At 71.1% G+C, this 17,605-nt stretch carries 17 protein-coding genes and 1 other RNA gene; 2 read left to right on the top strand and 16 right to left on the bottom strand.

Translation table 11 applies throughout. The features are described 5' to 3' along the window. Positions 1–37: 37 nt before the first annotated feature. Positions 38–811, bottom strand: coding sequence for a hypothetical protein (locus HHX37_RS36380; protein WP_259406266.1), 774 nt, complete (start codon positions 809–811; stop codon positions 38–40). Next, positions 808–1,782 carry an ABC transporter ATP-binding protein gene (locus HHX37_RS08060; RefSeq protein ID WP_182884969.1) on the bottom strand — a complete coding sequence of 325 codons (975 nt, stop codon included), beginning with the start codon at positions 1,780–1,782 and terminating at the stop codon, positions 808–810. Before HHX37_RS08060 ends, HHX37_RS36380 begins: the two co-directional genes overlap by 4 nt. 193 nt (positions 1,783–1,975) lie before the next feature. On the opposite strand from HHX37_RS08060, the gene rnpB reads away from it, so the two are divergent. Then, an RNA gene (rnpB, locus tag HHX37_RS08055) (RNase P RNA component class A) lies at positions 1,976–2,366 on the top strand. A gap of 105 nt (positions 2,367–2,471) precedes the next feature. Here rnpB and HHX37_RS08050 read toward each other — a convergent pair. Further along, positions 2,472–2,810, bottom strand: a complete 339-nt coding sequence (locus tag HHX37_RS08050; RefSeq protein WP_182884968.1) for a hypothetical protein — start codon at positions 2,808–2,810, stop codon at positions 2,472–2,474. Between the two features lie 9 nt (positions 2,811–2,819). After that, positions 2,820–3,263 (bottom strand): VOC family protein, encoded by a 444-nt coding sequence (locus HHX37_RS08045; RefSeq protein ID WP_182884967.1) that lies wholly within the window; start codon positions 3,261–3,263, stop codon positions 2,820–2,822. An 88-nt stretch (positions 3,264–3,351) separates the two neighbouring features. On the opposite strand from HHX37_RS08045, the gene HHX37_RS08040 reads away from it, so the two are divergent. Further along, positions 3,352–3,804, top strand: coding sequence for a winged helix-turn-helix transcriptional regulator (locus HHX37_RS08040; RefSeq protein WP_182882800.1), 453 nt, complete (start codon positions 3,352–3,354; stop codon positions 3,802–3,804). Between the two features lie 26 nt (positions 3,805–3,830). Here the strand turns inward: HHX37_RS08040 and HHX37_RS08035 are convergent, their stop codons facing one another. From HHX37_RS08035 to HHX37_RS07980, 12 genes are all read right to left on the bottom strand, one after another. Beyond that, positions 3,831–4,487: a maleylpyruvate isomerase N-terminal domain-containing protein gene (locus HHX37_RS08035; protein WP_182885077.1), complete on the bottom strand. Its 657-nt coding sequence runs from the start codon at positions 4,485–4,487 to the stop codon at positions 3,831–3,833. Between the two features lie 256 nt (positions 4,488–4,743). Next, positions 4,744–7,620 (bottom strand): type 2 lanthipeptide synthetase LanM family protein, encoded by a 2,877-nt coding sequence (locus HHX37_RS08030; RefSeq protein ID WP_182884966.1) that lies wholly within the window; start codon positions 7,618–7,620, stop codon positions 4,744–4,746. Positions 7,621–7,639: 19 nt separating this feature from the next. Beyond that, entirely contained in the window at positions 7,640–7,825 is a 186-nt protein-coding gene (locus HHX37_RS08025; RefSeq protein ID WP_182884965.1) for a DUF6229 family protein, read from the bottom strand. Positions 7,826–7,879: 54 nt separating this feature from the next. Then, positions 7,880–8,071, bottom strand: coding sequence for a DUF6229 family protein (locus HHX37_RS08020; protein WP_220502657.1), 192 nt, complete (start codon positions 8,069–8,071; stop codon positions 7,880–7,882). 966 nt (positions 8,072–9,037) lie between these two features. Further along, on the bottom strand, positions 9,038–9,883 hold the full coding sequence (locus HHX37_RS08015; RefSeq protein ID WP_182884963.1) for a S8 family serine peptidase: 846 nt from the start codon (positions 9,881–9,883) through the stop codon (positions 9,038–9,040). Positions 9,884–9,890: 7 nt separating this feature from the next. Continuing rightward, on the bottom strand, positions 9,891–10,205 hold the full coding sequence (locus HHX37_RS08010) for a hypothetical protein (RefSeq protein ID WP_182874326.1): 315 nt from the start codon (positions 10,203–10,205) through the stop codon (positions 9,891–9,893). Positions 10,206–10,436: 231 nt separating this feature from the next. Continuing rightward, on the bottom strand, positions 10,437–11,186 hold the full coding sequence (locus tag HHX37_RS08005) for a hypothetical protein (RefSeq protein ID WP_182884962.1): 750 nt from the start codon (positions 11,184–11,186) through the stop codon (positions 10,437–10,439). A 178-nt stretch (positions 11,187–11,364) separates the two neighbouring features. Then, complete coding sequence (locus HHX37_RS08000) at positions 11,365–12,375, bottom strand: multicopper oxidase domain-containing protein (protein WP_182884961.1); 1,011 nt, start codon at positions 12,373–12,375, stop codon at positions 11,365–11,367. 419 nt (positions 12,376–12,794) lie between these two features. Further along, a complete protein-coding gene (locus tag HHX37_RS07995) occupies positions 12,795–13,079 on the bottom strand; it encodes a YiaA/YiaB family inner membrane protein (RefSeq protein WP_111701634.1) in 285 nt (94 codons plus the stop codon). 206 nt (positions 13,080–13,285) lie between these two features. After that, positions 13,286–13,846 (bottom strand): type II toxin-antitoxin system PemK/MazF family toxin, encoded by a 561-nt coding sequence (locus HHX37_RS35540; protein ID WP_220502656.1) that lies wholly within the window; start codon positions 13,844–13,846, stop codon positions 13,286–13,288. 266 nt (positions 13,847–14,112) lie between these two features. Continuing rightward, entirely contained in the window at positions 14,113–15,123 is a 1,011-nt protein-coding gene (locus HHX37_RS07985) for an NAD-dependent epimerase/dehydratase family protein (RefSeq protein ID WP_182884960.1), read from the bottom strand. A 167-nt stretch (positions 15,124–15,290) separates the two neighbouring features. Further along, on the bottom strand, positions 15,291–17,591 hold the full coding sequence (locus HHX37_RS07980) for a SulP family inorganic anion transporter (protein ID WP_182884959.1): 2,301 nt from the start codon (positions 17,589–17,591) through the stop codon (positions 15,291–15,293). Positions 17,592–17,605 lie beyond the last annotated feature (14 nt).

Raw genomic sequence — 17,605 nt, 5'->3', positions numbered from 1 at the left:
GCGGCAGGATAGGTCCGCCGTCCAGGATCACGTGCCTTCAGACGTCCCGTGCCCGGAAGACGGCGGCGGCCGCGCACAGCAGCGCGAGCACGGCGGCGGCCAGCACCCCGATCCCCGTGAGCGGGGCCGGCCCGCCGGACCCCGGATGGACCGCGAACACCCGCGCGCCCGCCGCGCTCGGCCACCAGGCGACGATCCATTCGGCCAGCGCATCGGGGAACAGGGACGCCATGCCGGGCAGGATCAGCAGGAAAGTCCCGAGCGAGACGGCGCCCGCCGACCTGCGCAGCAGGAACCCGAGCGCCACGCCGTACAGTCCGACCAGCCCCGTGAACAGGCCGGCGCCCGCGACGGCCCCGAGCACGCCCGGGTCGCCGAGGCCCGCGCTCGGCACGTTCCGCGCGGCCAGCGAGAGCTGGCTCAGTGTGAACGACACCAGCGCCATCGGCGGCCCGGCGACGAGCGTGACCACCGCGACGACGGCGGCCTTGCCGCCGAGCAGCAGGCCCCGCCTGGGCACGGCGGCGACGCTGACCGGCATCGTCCCCGAGGCGTACTCCGACGTCACGGCGAGCACGCCGACCGCGCTGACGAGCACCCCCGCGAGCACGAGAGCGCGGAAGCCCGTGTCGGTGGGATCGAAGGCCGCCCGGTCCGCCGCCGACCCGGCCAGATACCGGCGGGCGTCGGCCAGCCCGAAGAGGTACCCGTACGCCGCGGTCGCCGCCAGGGCCCCGGCCAGGCAGCCGAGCGTCGCCCGGATGCTGTGGAACTTGCCCCATTCCGAACGCAGGACGTCGTACGCGGTCATCGGGCGGCTCCGCTGATGGTCATGGATGTGGTGGTGGCTTCGGTTTCGGCGGGGGCCGCGGGCCGGGCGCCGGCCGAGGCGAAATCGGCGCTGCCGCCGGTGAGTTCGAGGTACGCCTCCTCCAGGGAGGCCCGCCGCGGCGTCAGTTCGTGCAGGACGACGCCGTGCGCGCCGGCGATGTCACCGACCGCGGCGCCGGACACCCCCGTCACCAGCAACTCGTCCCCGGCGCCGGGCCGTACGGTCGCGCCGGCCTTTTCGAGCAGGGCGGCGAGTGGCCGCGCGCCTGGCGTGCGGACCACGACCGTCTCCCGGGCCGCGGACCGTACGAACGCGTCGAGACCGGTGTCCGCGAGCAGCCGCCCGCGGCCGACGACGACCAGGTGATCGGCGGTGAGCGCCATCTCGCTCATCAGGTGGCTGGAGAGCAGGACGGTGCGGCCCTCGGAGGCCAGATCGCGCGTCAAGGAGCGGATCCAGCGGATCCCCTCCGGGTCGAGCCCGTTGACGGGCTCGTCGAGCAGCACGACGCCGGGATCGCCGAGCAGCGCCGCCGCGATGCCGAGGCGCTGCTTCATGCCGAGGGAGAACCCGCCCGGGCGGCGACCCGCGACGTCGGCCAGCCCCACCAGCCCGAGCACCTCGTCCACCCGGCGCCGGCCGATGCCGTTGCCGCGGGCCAGGGCCAGCAGGTGCTTCGCGGCGCTCCTGTACGGATGCACGGCGTGCGCGTCGAGCAGCGCGCCCACCTCGCGGAGCGGCGTGGGCAGATCGGCGTAGCGCCGTCCGCCGATCGTGGCGCTTCCGCTCGTCGGCCGGTCGAGGCCGAGGATCATCCGCATCGTGCTCGTCTTGCCCGCGCCGTTCGGGCCGAGAAAGCCGGTGACGACGCCCGGCCGTACGTCAAAGCTCAGCCCGTCGACGGCCGTGACGTCGCCGTAGCGCTTGGTCAGTCCGCGTATCTCAATCATGCGCAGCAGGCTGGCCCACCCGTCTTGGCGTTCCGGGAGAGAGCCTGTGAGATCTCTGTGAGCGGTCCCCCCGTGGCCTGCGCCGCTGCCGCCGGCCCGCCCGCCCCGGGTGGAGAACTCGCAGAATCCTCACATGACTTCCGGCTGTGCCGGGGAACGGAGCGGGAGCCGATAGGCTTGTTTTCACGGCGGACGAGCCGGCCGGGCGGCCGCGTCAGGGCCTCGCGCCCTGCCGAGGAAGGTCCGGGCTCCACAGGGCAGGGTGGTCGGTAACGCCGACCCGGGGTGACCCGCGGGACAGTGCCACAGAAAACAGACCGCCCCTTCCCAGGGGTAAGGGTGAAACGGTGGTGTAAGAGACCACCAGCGCCCACGGTGACGTGGGCGGCTCGGTAAACCCCACCCGGAGCAAGGTCAAGAAGGGACGTTCTCCGGAACGTCCCGCGCGCGACGTTCGAGGGCTGCCCGCCCGAGCCGCGCGGGTAGACCGCTTGAGGCCGCCGGCAACGGCGGTCCTAGATGGATGGCCGCCGGTCAGCCCCCGTGGCTGGCCACAGAACCCGGCCTACAGGCCGGCTCGTCCACCTTCACACCCCTGACCTCGGTTCATGTGCGGTTCGGATGCCGCTGTCCAACCCCGGCAGCGACCCGTCGGGGACCGGGGAACAGACGCCCCCGGCCGGGATCACCTATCCGGGGAGGGTGTCTCCGGGGAAGCCGTGGCACGGGTGGACCTCGCAGCGCAGCATCCCGGCTCGAACGCAGGGGTCCCCGGCCATGATCTCCGCGGCCTCCTCGGCCGGCACGGTCATGATCGCGACGCCGGCCACGGTGTCGGAGGCGACCGGGCACAGGATCGCGATCACCCCCTCGGCGCGCAGCGACACCATGCGTCGCTGGTGTTCGAGTTCGATCGCGTCGGCGCCGTCCATGGTCCGCTCCGGCCCCCACTGAAGGAGCGCCAGGCTGTAGGGCTTCGCGGTCGCGGCCAGCGCCCGAATCTGTTCGTCGGTCACGGTCGTGCTCATGATGTCTCCTTACTTCTCGATGCGCTCGGCCAGCGAGACGATGATTCCTTCGGGCCCGCGGACGTAGGCCATCCGCCACACGCCCTCGTATTCGCCGATGCCCCCCACCAGGCCGTAGCCGCCGGCTGCGGCGTGGCCGACCGCGGCTTGGAGGTCCTGCACCTCGAAGGCGACGTTGCGCAGGCCCAGCTCGTTGGCCGGCGCGGCAGGCGAACCCGGGAGGTGGTCCGGCCGCGTGAAGCTCGAGAGCTCCAGCGTCGTACCTCCGCCGGGCGCTCGCAGCATGACGATCTCGGTGCGGGCGCCGGTCATGCCGATCACCGTGTCCAGGAACTCGCCTTCGACGGCCATCTTCTGATCAGCCTCCAGACCGAGGCTGACAAAGAACGCCGTCGCGGCGTCGAGGTCGGCGACGGTGATGCCGACGTGGTCGAAGCGCCTCACGAATGTCATCGGATCCCTTTCGAGGTTTCTTCAAGAGACGCTGAGAAAGGTAACACCCGAGGTTTCGTAAGGGAACCCCACTTGCTAGATTGCTGCCATGCAGCGAACGCGGTTCGGGGAGATGGCGTGTTCCATCGCGCGCACCTTGGACGTGATCGGCGAGCCCTGGTCGCCGCTGATCCTGCGCGACGTGTGGGCCGGGGTGCGCCGCTTCGACCACATCCAGGCCGACCTGGGGATCTCCCGCAAGGTACTCACCGAGCGGCTCAATTACCTGGTCGAACAGGGTGTGCTCGAACGGCTGCCCTACGACGCCCGTCCCCGCTACGAGTACCACCTCACCGCCAAGGGTGTGGATCTCGTCGAGATGCTCATGGTGATGGCCCGGTGGGGTGACCGCTGGCTCGCCGGCGAGGCCGGGCCTCCCGTCCTGTACCGTCACCACGCCTGCGGGCAGATCGGCCACGTCGACCCACGCTGCAGTCACTGCGGGGAGCCGATGCACGCCGACGACGTCGACCTCCTCCCGGGCCCGGGTTCGGCCGGATGACCGTGACGACGGTCCGGGCCCTGCGGTTATCCGAGGACGAGCGGGAGTCTCGTGGCCAGCTCGCCCAGTTCGGTCCTCTCCGCGTCTGTGGGGGCTCGCCGTCCGGTGCCGACCAGCAGCGCGTCCCTGTCTGAGAACGACGAGGGAAACGCGCTCCCCGCGATCTTCTCCAGCATCTCGCGGGACCGGGCAAGCCCCTCCGCGGGCGGTCCCGCGGCGTCCGCCAGGTGCGCGACCAGGTCGAGGTGGTGCAGTGTCCACTCCATGACGTACGCGGACAGGTAGGCGTCCACGGTGAGGACCTCGCCGCGGGTCCCGACCCGGAGGTGCGGGTCGGCGAGCCCGGCGGCACGGCCTGCGGCGGAGCCGACGTCGTCGAGGTGGAACTTGAGCAGCCGCGGCTCCTCGTACGCGGCGGCCAGCCGGACGACCAGCGCGTCGAGCGGGTCGTCGCCGGTCGGCGGCGTCGTGGCGACCTCCCAGTAGGTCACCGCGTCGCGGGTCGGTTCCGTCTCCACGGGGGTCGCCAGGGTGATCAGGACATCCTGCGCGTCGATGACCAGATGGCACACGAGATCCCGCACGAGCCAGCCGGCACAGCCCGACCGCTGGGCGAAGTCCTCATCCGGAAGCTCGGCGACCGCCCTGCGCAACGCCGTCCACGAGCGCGCGAAAAGATCCACGTCGGTGCGGTACTTCGGCGCCACGAGGACATCCACCTCGCCTTCCTCAGCATCGGCTGCGCCCTGATCTGCTGGCGCCGCCTCAGTTTGCCACGCCAGTAGACGCGGGGGATTGAACGGCGCCGGCGTGACCGGTGCCCTGGCCACGGTCCTCGGCTGCGGTACCGAGGACGCCATGGCTTCGGTCCACTCCGACTTTCGGTAGAGCGCACCGCGGCACGAAGAACCGGGGCGGGCAGGAGAGGAGACGGGGCGGTCAGTTCTCCGGGTCAGGGAGCAGGACGGAGGGGAGGAAGGTGTCGGGGTGCAGGCGTAGTAGTTGGTAGAGCATGCCGCCCACTCCCGGCATCAGACCTGGGCTGAAGGCGTCACGTGAAAGGCCACTCACCGGGCCGTGCTCGTCCATGCTGCCGATCACGTACGCGGCGAGGTACTCCGGCGTCAGCTCTTCGGGCCCGACACCCACATCGATCGCGTGGCGCACGATTTCCCAGGTGCCGAGGTCTCCGTGGCAGAGCGTGTGGTTCCAGCCGATGCCCCTCGACCAGGACGACGCGGCGGCCCGGCGCAGCACGTCCGCCCAGCGCGGGGCACCTTCGCGGGCCAGCCGGTCGGCCGCGACGAGGCCGATGCCGGCGGCTCCGTGGCACCATGCGCTGGAGGTCACGCGATGGTCGTCCATTTCACGCAGGTCACGCCAGCCCTTCTCCGCCGGGTCGTACAGTGACTCCTCGTACAGAAAGGCCCTGTCTGCCAGTGCGCGGAAGTCCGCAGCGCCGGCCGTGGCACTGTCAGCGAGCCGGGCCAGCGCCCAGGCGATCCCGGTGGCGCCGTGTGAGACCCCGCCCAACCCTTGTGGGAAGGCGGTGCTGGGCCAGCGTGCTCCCCGGTCGTCGATGTGGGCCAGTGAGAGCAGGCGCTCCCCGATGCGGTCGGCCTGCATGGACCACTGCTGGTCACCGGTCTGTTCCGACAGGCGGAGCAACGGCACGATGGCGCCTGCCATGCCGGTGAGCAGGTCGTACACCCCGTCGGCGGCCACCGCCTCGGGCAGTTGCCCCGCCAGGGCGCCGGCCCGGGCGACCGCCTCCTGCGAGCCGACGGTGCCCAGCCTGCGCAGCAGCAGCCAGCTCCAGATTTGCGAGCCGATGCCGACATAGCCGCCTGGGGTGGCGGGGCGGCGCCGCGGCCCGGTGCGGCGTGCCTCCGCGTCGCGCTCCTCGGCCAGCCTGATCGTATGGAGGAGATCGGCGAGCAGCCCGTCCAGCCCCGGCACCTCGTCGGCCCTGCCCTGCCCGGTCTCACTCACGTAGGCGGCCAGAGTGATGGCGACCCCGTACGCCCCGCCGTACACGTCGGGAGACAGCGACTGTACGAACCAGCCGTCGGAGGTGAGCACCGGCGCGGTCCAGGTGACGGTGCCGTCGTCGCCCCGGACCGCCGTGTCAAGCATGCTGCGGGCGATCCCGGCCGCGATCCGGCGCCGGCGCCGCTCGAGGTCCTGGTGCCGGATGAGAGGCACGGTCATACGCTTGTTGGCAGGCATCCACCCTTCATTGAGGTAGGCGCTGACCAGAGCGGACCGGATCACCTCACGGTCCAGGGCCGCGTCGCGGTCGCGCCAGCGCCGCAGCGCGTCCGCGATGAGGTCCTGCTCGTCTCCGTACGAGGTTCCGCCAGGGCCATCCAGACGGCCGCGAGCAGGGGTTGTGGCGAAGAAGGGGATGTCGCCGACCAGCAACTCGGCCACCTCGGCGTCGATCACCTCGGGGTCCGATGGCGCGCCGGGCAGGTTCTCGGCATGCTGGGCCAGCAACCCCGCCGCCTTGCCCATCGCGGTCGGCTCGTCGTGCAGTGAGGCCGGGTGCCACAACATGCGGGCCAGCTCGGCGTACGCCTCGGTGGCGCGGAGCACGACCCGGATCGGACGGTCGGCGAAGTCCGTGAGCAGCCCGGCGAGCTCACCCCGCCGATCCAGCATGTCGAGGTGCTCGGCCAGCTCGCTGAATCCGGACAGCACCAGATCCCAGTAGTGGACGAGGATCGGATCGGGGCTCGGGTGGTTGCTCACCGCTCCCAGCTCGACCCGTTCCATTCCCAATCTCGCCATGTCCGTGCCCGCGTCGACGACGACCGGCACCTGCGTGTACGGCTGCTGGCCAGGCAGGCCTCCGACGGCGGACATGTCGACGCCGCGCCAGGCGAGCGAGACGCCGCGTCCGGGAAGGAGTCCGGTGCGCAGCACCGATCCGCTGAGCAGGTCGGTCGCCTGGTCGACGGCGTCGCCATATCCGGACGGTTTGGCCGGGACGTGCGGGGTGAACAGCGTCTCGCAGTCGACGACGACGGGCGCGGGACCGGCCGCGATGAGGTTCTCCATGTGCAGGTCGCTGCCGCCGATCAGCCGCATCAGCGCCAGCCAGTGCCCGACACCGCGGTAGAAGGACCGCAGCTCCGTCTCGTCGGCGCAGTAGCGGTGCTGGATGTGCTCCGCCCAGCCGTACCCCTGGCGAATCAGCACGTCGGGTACCCGGATGCGGCTGCCGGCGGGCAGCTGGGGTTCCAGGCGGTCGATCAGCCGCGCCAGCGCCTCGTCCACGGCGAGGGACCGGGGCTTGTAGACCACCTTGCCCTGCGAGCCGTGCAGGACGACGACGCTGTGCCCTCCGCGATGGCTGTCTCCCGCCCCGAAGTCGACTCCGACCAGCTCGCCGCGGAGACCGCCGGGCAGTGTGGTGAGCGCCGCGCGATCGGCGGCGAACCTGCGGGCCAGTTCCACGGCCGCGGCGCACCTGTTGTCGATGATCGTGCCGAGCCTGGACAGCATCGTGGGGTAGTGCCCGGTCAGGGACAGCCAGAACTCGGGCGTCGCGGCCGTCGCCTTCCACTCCTGCCACCGCAGCTGCGGCGTCTCGGCGGTCAGCCTTCCGCTGATTCTGGCGGCGTTGAGTTCCAGCAGCAGAACCCTGTTGACCTTGAGGCGGACGGTCTCCTCCAGCGCTTCGGCGGTGCTCTGGCATACCAGCCGGGCCTCCGCCTCCGTGAGGCCGGGGATCGATCCCAGCGTGGCCGACAGCCCGGCCAGCGCCGGTGCGGTCAAAAAGTCCAGCGACGGGTCGAAGTCCCCGGCCATTCGGATCCTCCTTCCTTGATCAGCAGCAGAAGCGGCTGCAGGTGCACGAGCTCGCCAGCCGGGTGTCCAGGGCCGTCAGCGTGATCTCCGACTCGGCGTACTCGCCGATGAACAGCGGACCGGCGGGGCTGTCCCAGCCCTCGACGTCGGCTCCGCTGCGCCACGCGGAGACGATCTCCTCAGAGCGATTCAGTGTGAGAGGCATTGCTACTCCCTTCGTGACTGTGCGTTCCGATCCGCATTGACCGGGTAGGTCCGATCAGCAGCAGGGAATGGTGTTGGCGCCCGTGCACGAGCTCGGCCTCCGCGTGTCCAGGGCCGTCAGCGTGATCTCCGACTCGGCGTACTCGCCGATGAACAGCGGACCGGCCGGGCAGTCCCAGCCCTCGACGTCGGCTCCGCTGCGCCACGCGGAGACGATCTCCTCAGAGCGATCCAGGGTGACAGGCATTCTTACTCCCTCCATGACCAGGCGTCCCGATCAGCGTTAGTCAGCCGATCGAAAAAATCAATACATAGCAGGCGAAATGTAGACTTGTCGGCATTCGGCGGAAATAGCGAAAGCTGCGGTTGACTGTGACGGAGCTTGCCTGGACGCCGAAGGGATGTCCGGAACGCGCGAGCGAGACCGGCCACCTTCCACACCACCCGCCCACGCCCTCCAAGGGGGCGAAAGCACACGTCAGGGGGGTTCGTCCGGCAACAGGCTATGACTACCACCTCGGCGACGGCGCTCATGTACGGGACGACCCAGCGAACCGCTTTGATACGGAAGAGGCGGGCGCGAGAAGGTTTCCGCTGTTCGGGAGCGCGGCAGACGGCGGCGAACAGCCCCGGCCACGGGGTGTCCGGCGACATTTCCCACCAATGTGCCGGAGATTCTCCACATATTGCGGGCGACAATTATCGCGATTTGTGAATATAGCCCTCCGGCGGCGCGCCGCCCCGGCCCGAGCACCCCTCCCTCCAGGCGTGGTGTACCCCTACTGCTGGACTCCGCGGCGGGCCAGCACCTCGGCAGGCGTCGGGCGGGCGCGTGGGTAATCTCTTCGGCCTTCGGCCCACAGGAGGAGTCCCTGTACCGGCACGAGACAGTGGCTCCCGCGCTCGCGCCGGCCAGCCGCCTCTCCGGGGTCCTGTTCCACCGGGACATGGTGGAAAGTGACACTCTGCTCGGCGGGGTCATCACCGCTCCCGTACCCGACGACCCTAAGTAAGCTCCCCGCCGATCCCGGCTCTGTCCGACCATCTCCGTGACCCCCGCACCAGGAATACGGCGCACCCACACCTCACATCCTTTCGTTCGGTCAGGCGCAGCCCACGCTACTCACGCAGCTCGCCATCGCTGCCGGGGCACGCACTGCTGAAGACGATGCGGCGTCCGTCCATCGCGGACCAGGCGCGGGGAGCGCCGGGCTCATTCGTCACCCTCTTCGTACGGGATCCATTGCATGCCGGCGGGCATGGCGACCGTTCCGACGCCGCTGCGGTCCCATCCCAGTTGGGCCACGGCGAAGATGTTGTCGGCACGCCCTCGTAATCCGGCCATGGCCGGGCACGTCGTCCTGTTCGGCTCGTTGCCGGCGGCGACCGTCATCACCCGTACGTCTGCGGCCGCCGCCACGGCCGCCTCGCAGAGATCGCAGGTGCCGTCGCAGGCGAACAACCCCCAGCGCCGTGAGTAGCAGCCGAGGCTGATGTTGACGCACACCGGCGACGACGTCCCCCGCGCGAAGTCGCGGACCCATTCGATCCCTTTGATCAGGTCGCGGGGCGTCGCGCGGCCGTTTCCGTCGGCGACCTTCACGTTGAGAAGGCGCGGCCGGCGGGTCAGGCCGGCCGCGAGGATGAGCGCCACCATCGTTCCGTGGCCGTTCGCGTCCTCGCCGTCGGGTTCCGTGGTCAGGTTGGTCCCGTCCACGATCAGCCCTCGCAGGAGGGGGTGACGGGAGAGCAGGCCCGTGTCGAGGACGGCGTAATACTCGGGCGTCGGTTCCGGGCGCTTCCTCGTCAGTTCGCGCCAGATTTCCGGCCACGCGCGCTCGAGCGCGTCCGCGTCGAATTCGGCTCCGGCCTGTGCCTGCAGGTACGCCGCCTTCACGCCTCGCTCGCGGAAGGCGAGCATCTCCTCGCTGTCCGCCGGACGGAGGTACGTGCCGGTGCCGGCGTCGAAAACGTACTGCATATATCTGCTGGGTGAGCTGCCCTCGTCTCCGGCGATCTCGACAATTCGCTCATCCATATGAGCCGTGACCCACGACATCGCCGGCCTAGACGAAGAGGGAAACGATCAGAAGGACCACGCCGGCCGCCACCAGAAGGGCGCAGAGTCTGACCCCGAACTCGGAGAACCACTCGGTGAAGCCTCTCCGGCCACCGTCTCCCAGCACGTTCACCTGCGCCGGCAGTTTGACGGCCACGATCCCCGCCAGCAGTGCGCCCACCACCAGCACCGCGAGTCCGACGCTCGTGGTCTCCGCCTTCGCCCCGGCGACCTCGCCCTTGAACTCGACGACGCCGCCCAGGCCCAGTATCGCCACCACGGCCCCCGCCACGGCGAGCAGAAGTCCCGTGATGATAAGCACCGTGTACGTGATCGAAATTCTGGTTCTGTTGGTTTTCTTGCCCGCACGCCCTTTGCCCATGCTGCCGCTCCAGAGCCCAGATCAATACAGAACCAACGTGAAAGGATCTATATCACATCTTCTTCTGAAGTATCCACGGTTTCCTCGAATGAGGTTTGTGATGGCCCTTCTGTCGGGACTCCGAGAATGGGCGATAAAGACAGCCTTAGGCGATATTTCCTCTTGTGGGAATTACGAGAATCGTTCGATGGTCACGGGGATCGGGCCCGCGTGACGTATCGCCGTGGTCAGGATCCGGAGCAGCGGCCGGAGGGCGTCGTCGGACGTGGTGCCCAGGCGTGCCGTGAGATCGACGCAGCAGGCGACGCCGGGCCCGATCCGGCGCAGTTCCCAGGTGAACTCGTCCCGCGCCGTCCGCAGCCCGCCCGTGCCGGCGATCCGGGTACGCGGGTCGTCGGCGTTCTCGGCGAGCGTGACGACCTCCGGCGCGAGGCGGGCGAGGCCGGCAAGGCGGAGATCGCCCGCGAACAGGACGCGGTATGTCCGGGAGTCGTGGAACCCGCCGGAGCCCCCCTCCAGGCCGAGGCGCAGGGGAGCGGAGTCCGGAAGGGCGAGGGTGTCGCGGAAGCGGTCCCGCAGTGTCGCCTCGCCGGGAAGATCCCCTCCTCCGAGGCGGCGATAGGCGGCCTCGGCGTCCGTACGGCCGACGGCGACCACCCGGGCGCGCAGTTCCGGGTCCTCGCGCATGGCCCGCCCGAAGGCCGCCGAACTCCACCAGGCGCGGTCGTCCCCGCGCCATCCGGCGGTGTCCAGGCCGATGGTCCGATGGTCGCCGCTGAAGACGAACTCCTCGACGACGAGACCCTCCGCCCGTACGGCGCCGGCCCCCGCCTCGGGCGTGATCACGTAGTAGTCCAGGGCCGGCTGGGTGGGGGCGGAGGCGGTCGCCGCCAGTCCGGCCCGGAGGAGGTCACCAGTCACGGGCATACCGTACTGATCCGCCCCACATCTGAAGCGGTGTCTCCATCGGCGAGGCGCCTCCGTCCCTCCGACGGGGGAGGGCTCGGGGGCGCCGTCGCGTCGCGTCCGTACCGCCTGCCGTCGCGACGTACGTGCTCGCGTCAGGCCGGGCGTGTGGTCGGGCGGGGGCCGGTACGCCTCAGTGGGACATGTCCATGCCGCCGCCGGAACCGCCGCCCATGCCGCCCATGTCATGGCCGCCCGGCACGTTCCCCTTCTCATCGGACACCATGAAGACCCCGGCCATGCCCATGTCCGAGTGGCTCTGCACGTGGCAGTGGTACATCCACATGCCGGGACCGACACGCTCTCCCGCGATCACCTGGAAGCCGAACGACTCGGCCGGGCCGGTGGTCTTCGTGTCGATGATCCGGCTCGGGTCCTGGGGGCTCTCCAGCAGGCCGGTGCGGTTGTCGGCCCACCGGTGCCCGTGGATGTGGAACGTGTGGAACGCGCCGCCGTGCGTGATCACGATGAACTCGACCCGCTCGCCGATCTTGGCGAGGAAGTGCGGCCCGGCCGGGAGGTTGTTGATCCGTACGTCGTTGAAGACGACGGTGAACGTCTTGTCCGGCTGCACGTCGCCCTTACGGCGGACCACCAGCGGGCCGTAGAGGCCCTTCTTGATGCCTCCCGTGCCGTGGTCGGTGCCGACCACGTGGTCGTGGTAGTGCCAGTAGCCCGCGCTGCCGGGCTCGATGGTCCCGCCGGGGCGGCGGCCCGGTGCGTGGGTGCGCCAGACGTAGACGCGCCGGGCCCCCGGTTCGACCACGCTGTCGTTCATCCGCGTGCCGTCGCTGCTCGTCTCGTAGTCCACTCCGTGCACGTGGAGGCTGGCGGTGACGTCCGCGTTGTTCACCAGCTCGACTTCGAGGGTCTCGCCCTCGACCATCTCGATGAGGGGGCCGGGGATCGTGGCCTTGCCCGGCTCGAGGCCGTAGCCCATGTCGCCGTTCGGCAGGTTCTCGACGTAGAGGGTGATGCGGCGCGGGTTGCCCAGGCGAACAGGCGCTGTCGCGTTCCTGCCGACGGGCGCCGCGTCGGCCTGAGCCGACACGACCAGCGGTGCTATCGCGGCGGCCGTCGCCGCCGTGGTGAAGGCGCGCCGCGAGAGCGTGCTCCGCGTCGTTCCCCTGCCTACCTCGGTCATGGTTCCCCAATCCGTTGTGCCGTTCCGTCCGCGAGGCGCGTGGCCGCGAGCCGGCGGTGGGGCCGGGCCTCGCGGCGTGACGCCGGGACCGGACCACGGGCGCGGTCCGGCCCTGGAACCAGGCGGGACGAGACGGGTGCCCGATGCTTTCCACCACACCGGGCATCACTTTTGATGGAATTAGGCGATAGTGGCCGAGGAAAGTCAATAAGTTGGAGATAAAGCGATAGGACTTCGTCACATACCGGACTGAAGTGATGTGAGATGGCTCCGTTCTGTCGTCGCACCGTCGCATTCTGTCGCTCGCGCCGCCGGTCCGGTGGCGATTCGCGAGCCGGACGGGAGCGCGTGGCAGGTGTCCGCGTGGGGCGTGCCGGGCGTGCCGGACGTGCAGGTGTGCAGGGTGCGCCGGGGGCGGCTCAGTCGGTGCGGAAGGGGTCGTGCTCGGCCAGCAGCTTGTCGAGCCTGGCCTGGTCCACCCGGCTGACGACGGTCGCCTCCTCCTGCCGGTCCCGCACACACTTGGCCAGCGTGAAGGTCGAGGTCACCACGTACATCAGCCCGAGGGCGAGGAACGAGCGCACCCAGGTCGTGACGGGCAGGTAGAGGATCCCGGCGGCCAGTCCGGCGAGGGAGATCGCGAACGAGATGACGGCCTGCAGGTAGAAGGCCGTCGTCGTCGTGCTCTTCACTGGTTTCGTCATGGCGCCCATGCTGCGCGCCCGGCGCCGCCCGGACATGAGCGCCGATACTCAGTTACCGGTGAGTACGATCTCTCCGCCGGGCCACCGGGCCGCCGGGCCGCCGGGGGGGGGGGGGCGGCTCGGCGCAGGCGGCGGCCCCGGCGGCATGGGCTCAGCGGCACGCTCTCAGTGGCGTGGGCTCAGTGGCGTGGGCTGAGCGACCCGGCTCAGTTCGGGGAGATCTCGTGGAGCCGGCAGACCTGACGCCAGACGCGGGGGTCGAGGGTGCCCGCTCTGTCGTCGAACGAGGCGGAGGGCACCCGGACCGGTCCGGTGAGGTCGAGGAAGCTGTTGTGGTCCGCGCTCGGGTCCCACGTGCGGGTGGGGATCTCGACGTGGTCGGAGCGGTCGCTCCGGTCCTGGCTGGTGATCTTCAGGACCTCCGCGCCGCCGTGGTACGTCCTGAGCACCACGCAGGGACGCACCTTGTGCCCGGGCCCGTCCTCGAACGGTACGTCGGCCCACCAGATCTCGCCCGGCTGCGGGCCGGTGCGTTCGCCGGTGGCGGCGCCCGTCCGGGTTCCGCCGCGGGTCGTACGGGAGGAGGGCGGGGAGGAGGGCCGGGCACCTCGTGACGGGCGCGTCGTCGCGCCCGGGGGGCGTGGCGCGGGCCGGCGGCGGGACGTCCCGCGGGCGGGCCCGCGGGACGCCTGACGGGCACGTCCGGTCCCGGCCAGCGCGGCGAGCACGATCAGTACGGCCACGATCGAAAGAGCCACCCAGAGCATGCCCGACAGCCTACGGCCCGTGCACCTCACGGCGGCAGCCCTCGCTCCTGCGTCCGGTGCCGCCGTGGTCGTCCCATCACGCTCCGGCCCACGGCTTCCGGGCGGTCCTGAGCCGCTGCGCCCGGTGCCGCCGTGGTCGTCCACGGCGCTCCGGCCCGCGGTCTCCGGGCGGCCCTGAGCCGCTGCGTCCGGTGCCGCCGTGGTCGTCTACCGCGCTCCGGCCCGCGGCTTCCGGGGGCCGGACCCCGCTCCTGCTGGGGAACGCGTCAGCGGGCGTCCCAGGCGGCGAGCACGCGGCGCTCCTTGTCGGGGTCCATGCCGCTGCCCACCCGGACGCCGCGGAAGCTGCGCCGCTCCTCCGGGATGTCCTTCAGCCACTCCCATGTGTCGCGTACCGTCTCGCGGAGCGGGCGGCAGGTGAGACCGGCGGCGAGGGCCTTGGCGGAGGAGTGGTTCCACACACCCAGACCGTCCGCCCCCGGGTACCACAGCGGAAGCTCGGTCCACGGCTCCACGCCCTGAGCGGTCAGGAAGTCGTCGTCGGCCCAGACGAGCTCCGCGCCCGAGCCGGTGGCCTCCACGCAGTCGCCGAGCCAGCTTCCGAACGTGGCCCTGCCCGGCACACCGCCCGTCATGTAGCGGCCCGTCGTGCCACCGGCCGCCCGGTCGAGGGTGAACGCCGCGATGTCGCGGGCGTCGATGAGCTGGATCGGCTGCGCCGGGTCGCCGGGCGCGAGCACCCGGCCGCCCTTGGAGATGCGGTCGAGCCACCAGGGCAGCCGGCCGACGTTCTCGTGCGGGCCGAGGATCAGGCCGGGCTGGACGACCAGGGCGGCGCCGTCGAAGTGCTCCTCCACCGCGCGTTCGCAGCCGGCCTTGAGCACGCCGTAGTCGCCGAACTCGGCGTCCGCGTCCGCCGGGCACTCGTGGGTGGGGAAGGTCTCATCGACGCCCGTCTTGTCGGGCCAGTCCGGGTACGCGGAGATGCTGGAGATGAACGTGTAGTGCGAGGCGTGCCCGGACAGCGCCCGCACCGACTCCAGGACGACCCGGGGGACGAATCCGCAGACGTCGACGACCGCGTCCCACCGCCTGCCGTCGGCGAGCCGCAACAGGTCGCCGGTCACCTCGCGGTCGCCGCGCACCGCCTCCACCCCGGGCAGGTCCGTCCCGCTCCTGCCCCGGTTGAACGTCGTGACCTCGTGATCGCGCCGCAGCGCCTCCTCCACGATGGCCCGGCCCAGGAACACCGAACCACCGATAACCAGAATTTTCATACGGTCATCCTTGGTGCTGTGGCGCGCGGAGTCCGCCCGGTTTCACGATCGGCGGACATCATCCGCTCACAGCGGAAGCGCACCGGTGCGTTCCCGGCCACTGCGTTCCTGACCACTGCGCTGAGGGCCGGTGCGCTGTGGGCCGGTGCGCTGTGGGCCGGTGCGGCTCAGCCGGTGGTGCGCAGCTCCGGGACCGGTGTGAAGCCTTCCTGCTCCAGCACGTGCACCCGGGCCGCGCCGATGTCGAAGTACAGGCCCGTGAGCTCCAGCCTGCCCGCCCGTACGAGCGTGTCCACAAAAGGGTGGGTCCGCAGGTTGTCGAGCTGCTGGATGACGTTGACCCGGCACAGCCGGTCGAGCGGCCCGGCGTCGTCGGCGTCCTGGCCGGGCCCGGCGGCCACGAACCGGGCCAGGCTCTGCCGTCCGTGCCGCAGCCAGGCGCGCAACGCCGGCAGGTCGGGGACCTCGCCGAGGAGGGCTGCCATCGCGCCGCACCCGGAGTGCCCGCAGACGGTGATCATGCGGACCTCCAGCACGTTCACGGCGTACTCGACCGCCGCCGCCACCGAGTCGTCCGGCGGGACCGAGCCCGCACGCGGCACGAGGTTGCCGATGTTCCGCAGAGTGAACAGGTCACCGGGGCCGCTCGCGGTGATGATGTTGGGCACGATCCGCGAGTCGGCGCAGGTGATGAAAAGGTGCGACGGCGACTGCCCGCGGGCCATCCGGGTGAGCAGCGGACGGACCATCGGTGCGGTCCTGCGGTGGAACTCCCGCGTCCCCTCCAGGAGGTCGGGCACGCCCTGCGGCTCGCAGATCACGGCGTCGTCGTGGCCCGCGAAGCTCCCGCCGTCCACGCCGACCACCTCGAAGGACCCGTACGGGCCCGGACCCGGGGAGTGGGCTCCGGCGGAGTGGGCGCGGCGCCGGTAGGCCCAGGGCAGCCACCAACGGTCGTGCCGGGGCGGGATCCTGGCGGGGGAGAGCCGGGCGCCGCTGATCGCGGCGGAGTACCACTCGCCGTGCGGCTCGTCCACGTCGACCTCGCCGCCGGCCCGTTCGTGCTCCAGCCGCCAGGTGTGCAGCGCCTCGAAGGCGGCGTTGTCCATGAAGTCGAGGTGCAGGTCGAGCTCCACCGCCGACCCGGCGGGGATGGCGCGCAGCGCCTCGGTCAGCCGGGGCACGCCCAGGAACGTCAGCGATCCGGTGACGACGACCCGCCAGTGTCGCTCGCCGTCCTGGCGGACGTCGACCGAGACCCACGCGAGGCGGCGCAGGGCGAGCAGGGCGGCCAGCCCGAGGCCGATCGCCACTCCCTCGGCGAGCCCGATCAGCACGACCCCGGCCATCGTCACGGCGTACACCGGCACCTCGCGGTGGTTGCGCAGGTTCCGTACGTGCCCGAGGTTGACCATCTGCACGCCGATGAACAGCAGCAGCGCCGCGAGCGCCTCCAGGGGGATCAGCGCGAGCATCCAGGCGAAGGCCGCGGTGAACAGCAGCACCCACACGCCGTGCAGGACCGTGGACCAGCGGCTGCGGGCGCCCGCCCGCGCGTTGGTGGTCGTACGGACGACGACCCCCGCCACCGGCAGGCCGCCGAGCAGACCGGACACCACGTTCGCCACGCCCTGCGCGGTGAGCTCGCGGTCGAGGTCGGCACGGGGGCCGTCGTGCAGGCGGTTCGACGCCACACAGGTCAGCAGCGACTCCACCCCCGCGAGGAGGGCGACGAGCAGGACGGCCCCGGCGATGGCGTGCCAGTCGCCCTGGGGCGCCAGCGGCCCCTGGACGGAGGAGAACCCGTCGCCGAGGTCCACCTTCGTCAGGTCCCAGCCCGACACCCCCGCCGTCAGCGTCGCGATCATCAGCGCGGCCAGCGGGGCGGGCACGGCCCGCAGGCGCGGGATCCGGCCCCACACGAGCAGGACCGCGATCGTCAGGACGCCGATCAGCACGGCGTGCGTGTGGTTGTGGACGATCTGGGCGGGCAGTTCGAGCACGTTCTCCAGCGCGGAGCGCTGCGGGCTGCCGCCGAGGACGATGTGCAGCTGGGAGAGCGCGATCACGGCGCCGACCCCGGCCAGCATGCCGTGGACGACGGCGGGAGAGACCCCCAGGGCCGCCCGCGCCACCCGCAGCGCGCCGAGCCCGACCTGGAGCAGCCCGGCCATGGCCGTGATCGCGCACGTCGCGCGCCAGCCGTACGTGTGGACCAGCTCCGCGACGACCAGGGAGAGCCCGGCGGCCGGGCCGCTCACCTGGACGACGGACCCGCCGAGCGCTCCCGCGACCACCCCGCCGACCACCGCCGCGACGAGGCCCGCCGCGACGGGAGCGCCGGACGCGACCGCGATGCCGAGCGACAACGGCACGGCCACCAGGAAGACGACCAGCGAGGCGGGCACGTCATGGCGGAGCACGGACTTCCAGTCACGATGCGAGATCGTGCCGTCACTGAGGGTCATGGGCCGACGATACG

Origin of the sequence: Microbispora sp. H10885, assembly GCF_014161415.1 — a bacterium.
Classification (GTDB): Bacteria; Actinomycetota; Actinomycetes; order Streptosporangiales; family Streptosporangiaceae; genus Microbispora; species Microbispora triticiradicis.
Note: the sequence above shows the minus strand (reverse complement) of the source record. Positions and strands in the feature narration are given on the sequence as shown.

Coding starts and splice junctions, on each gene's coding strand:
- HHX37_RS36380 (WP_259406266.1), bottom strand. CDS start 811: ATGACCGCGTACGACGTCCTGCGTTCGGAATGGGGCAAGTTCCACAGC.
- HHX37_RS08060 (WP_182884969.1), bottom strand. CDS start 1,782: ATGATTGAGATACGCGGACTGACCAAGCGCTACGGCGACGTCACGGCC.
- HHX37_RS08050 (WP_182884968.1), bottom strand. CDS start 2,810: ATGAGCACGACCGTGACCGACGAACAGATTCGGGCGCTGGCCGCGACC.
- HHX37_RS08045 (WP_182884967.1), bottom strand. CDS start 3,263: ATGACATTCGTGAGGCGCTTCGACCACGTCGGCATCACCGTCGCCGAC.
- HHX37_RS08040 (WP_182882800.1), top strand. CDS start 3,352: ATGCAGCGAACGCGGTTCGGGGAGATGGCGTGTTCCATCGCGCGCACC.
- HHX37_RS08030 (WP_182884966.1), bottom strand. CDS start 7,620: ATGGCCGGGGACTTCGACCCGTCGCTGGACTTTTTGACCGCACCGGCG.
- HHX37_RS08025 (WP_182884965.1), bottom strand. CDS start 7,825: ATGCCTCTCACACTGAATCGCTCTGAGGAGATCGTCTCCGCGTGGCGC.
- HHX37_RS08020 (WP_220502657.1), bottom strand. CDS start 8,071: ATGCCTGTCACCCTGGATCGCTCTGAGGAGATCGTCTCCGCGTGGCGC.
- HHX37_RS08015 (WP_182884963.1), bottom strand. CDS start 9,883: ATGTCGTGGGTCACGGCTCATATGGATGAGCGAATTGTCGAGATCGCC.
- HHX37_RS08000 (WP_182884961.1), bottom strand. CDS start 12,375: ATGACCGAGGTAGGCAGGGGAACGACGCGGAGCACGCTCTCGCGGCGC.
- HHX37_RS07995 (WP_111701634.1), bottom strand. CDS start 13,079: ATGACGAAACCAGTGAAGAGCACGACGACGACGGCCTTCTACCTGCAG.
- HHX37_RS35540 (WP_220502656.1), bottom strand. CDS start 13,846: ATGCTCTGGGTGGCTCTTTCGATCGTGGCCGTACTGATCGTGCTCGCC.
- HHX37_RS07985 (WP_182884960.1), bottom strand. CDS start 15,123: ATGAAAATTCTGGTTATCGGTGGTTCGGTGTTCCTGGGCCGGGCCATC.
- HHX37_RS07980 (WP_182884959.1), bottom strand. CDS start 17,591: ATGACCCTCAGTGACGGCACGATCTCGCATCGTGACTGGAAGTCCGTG.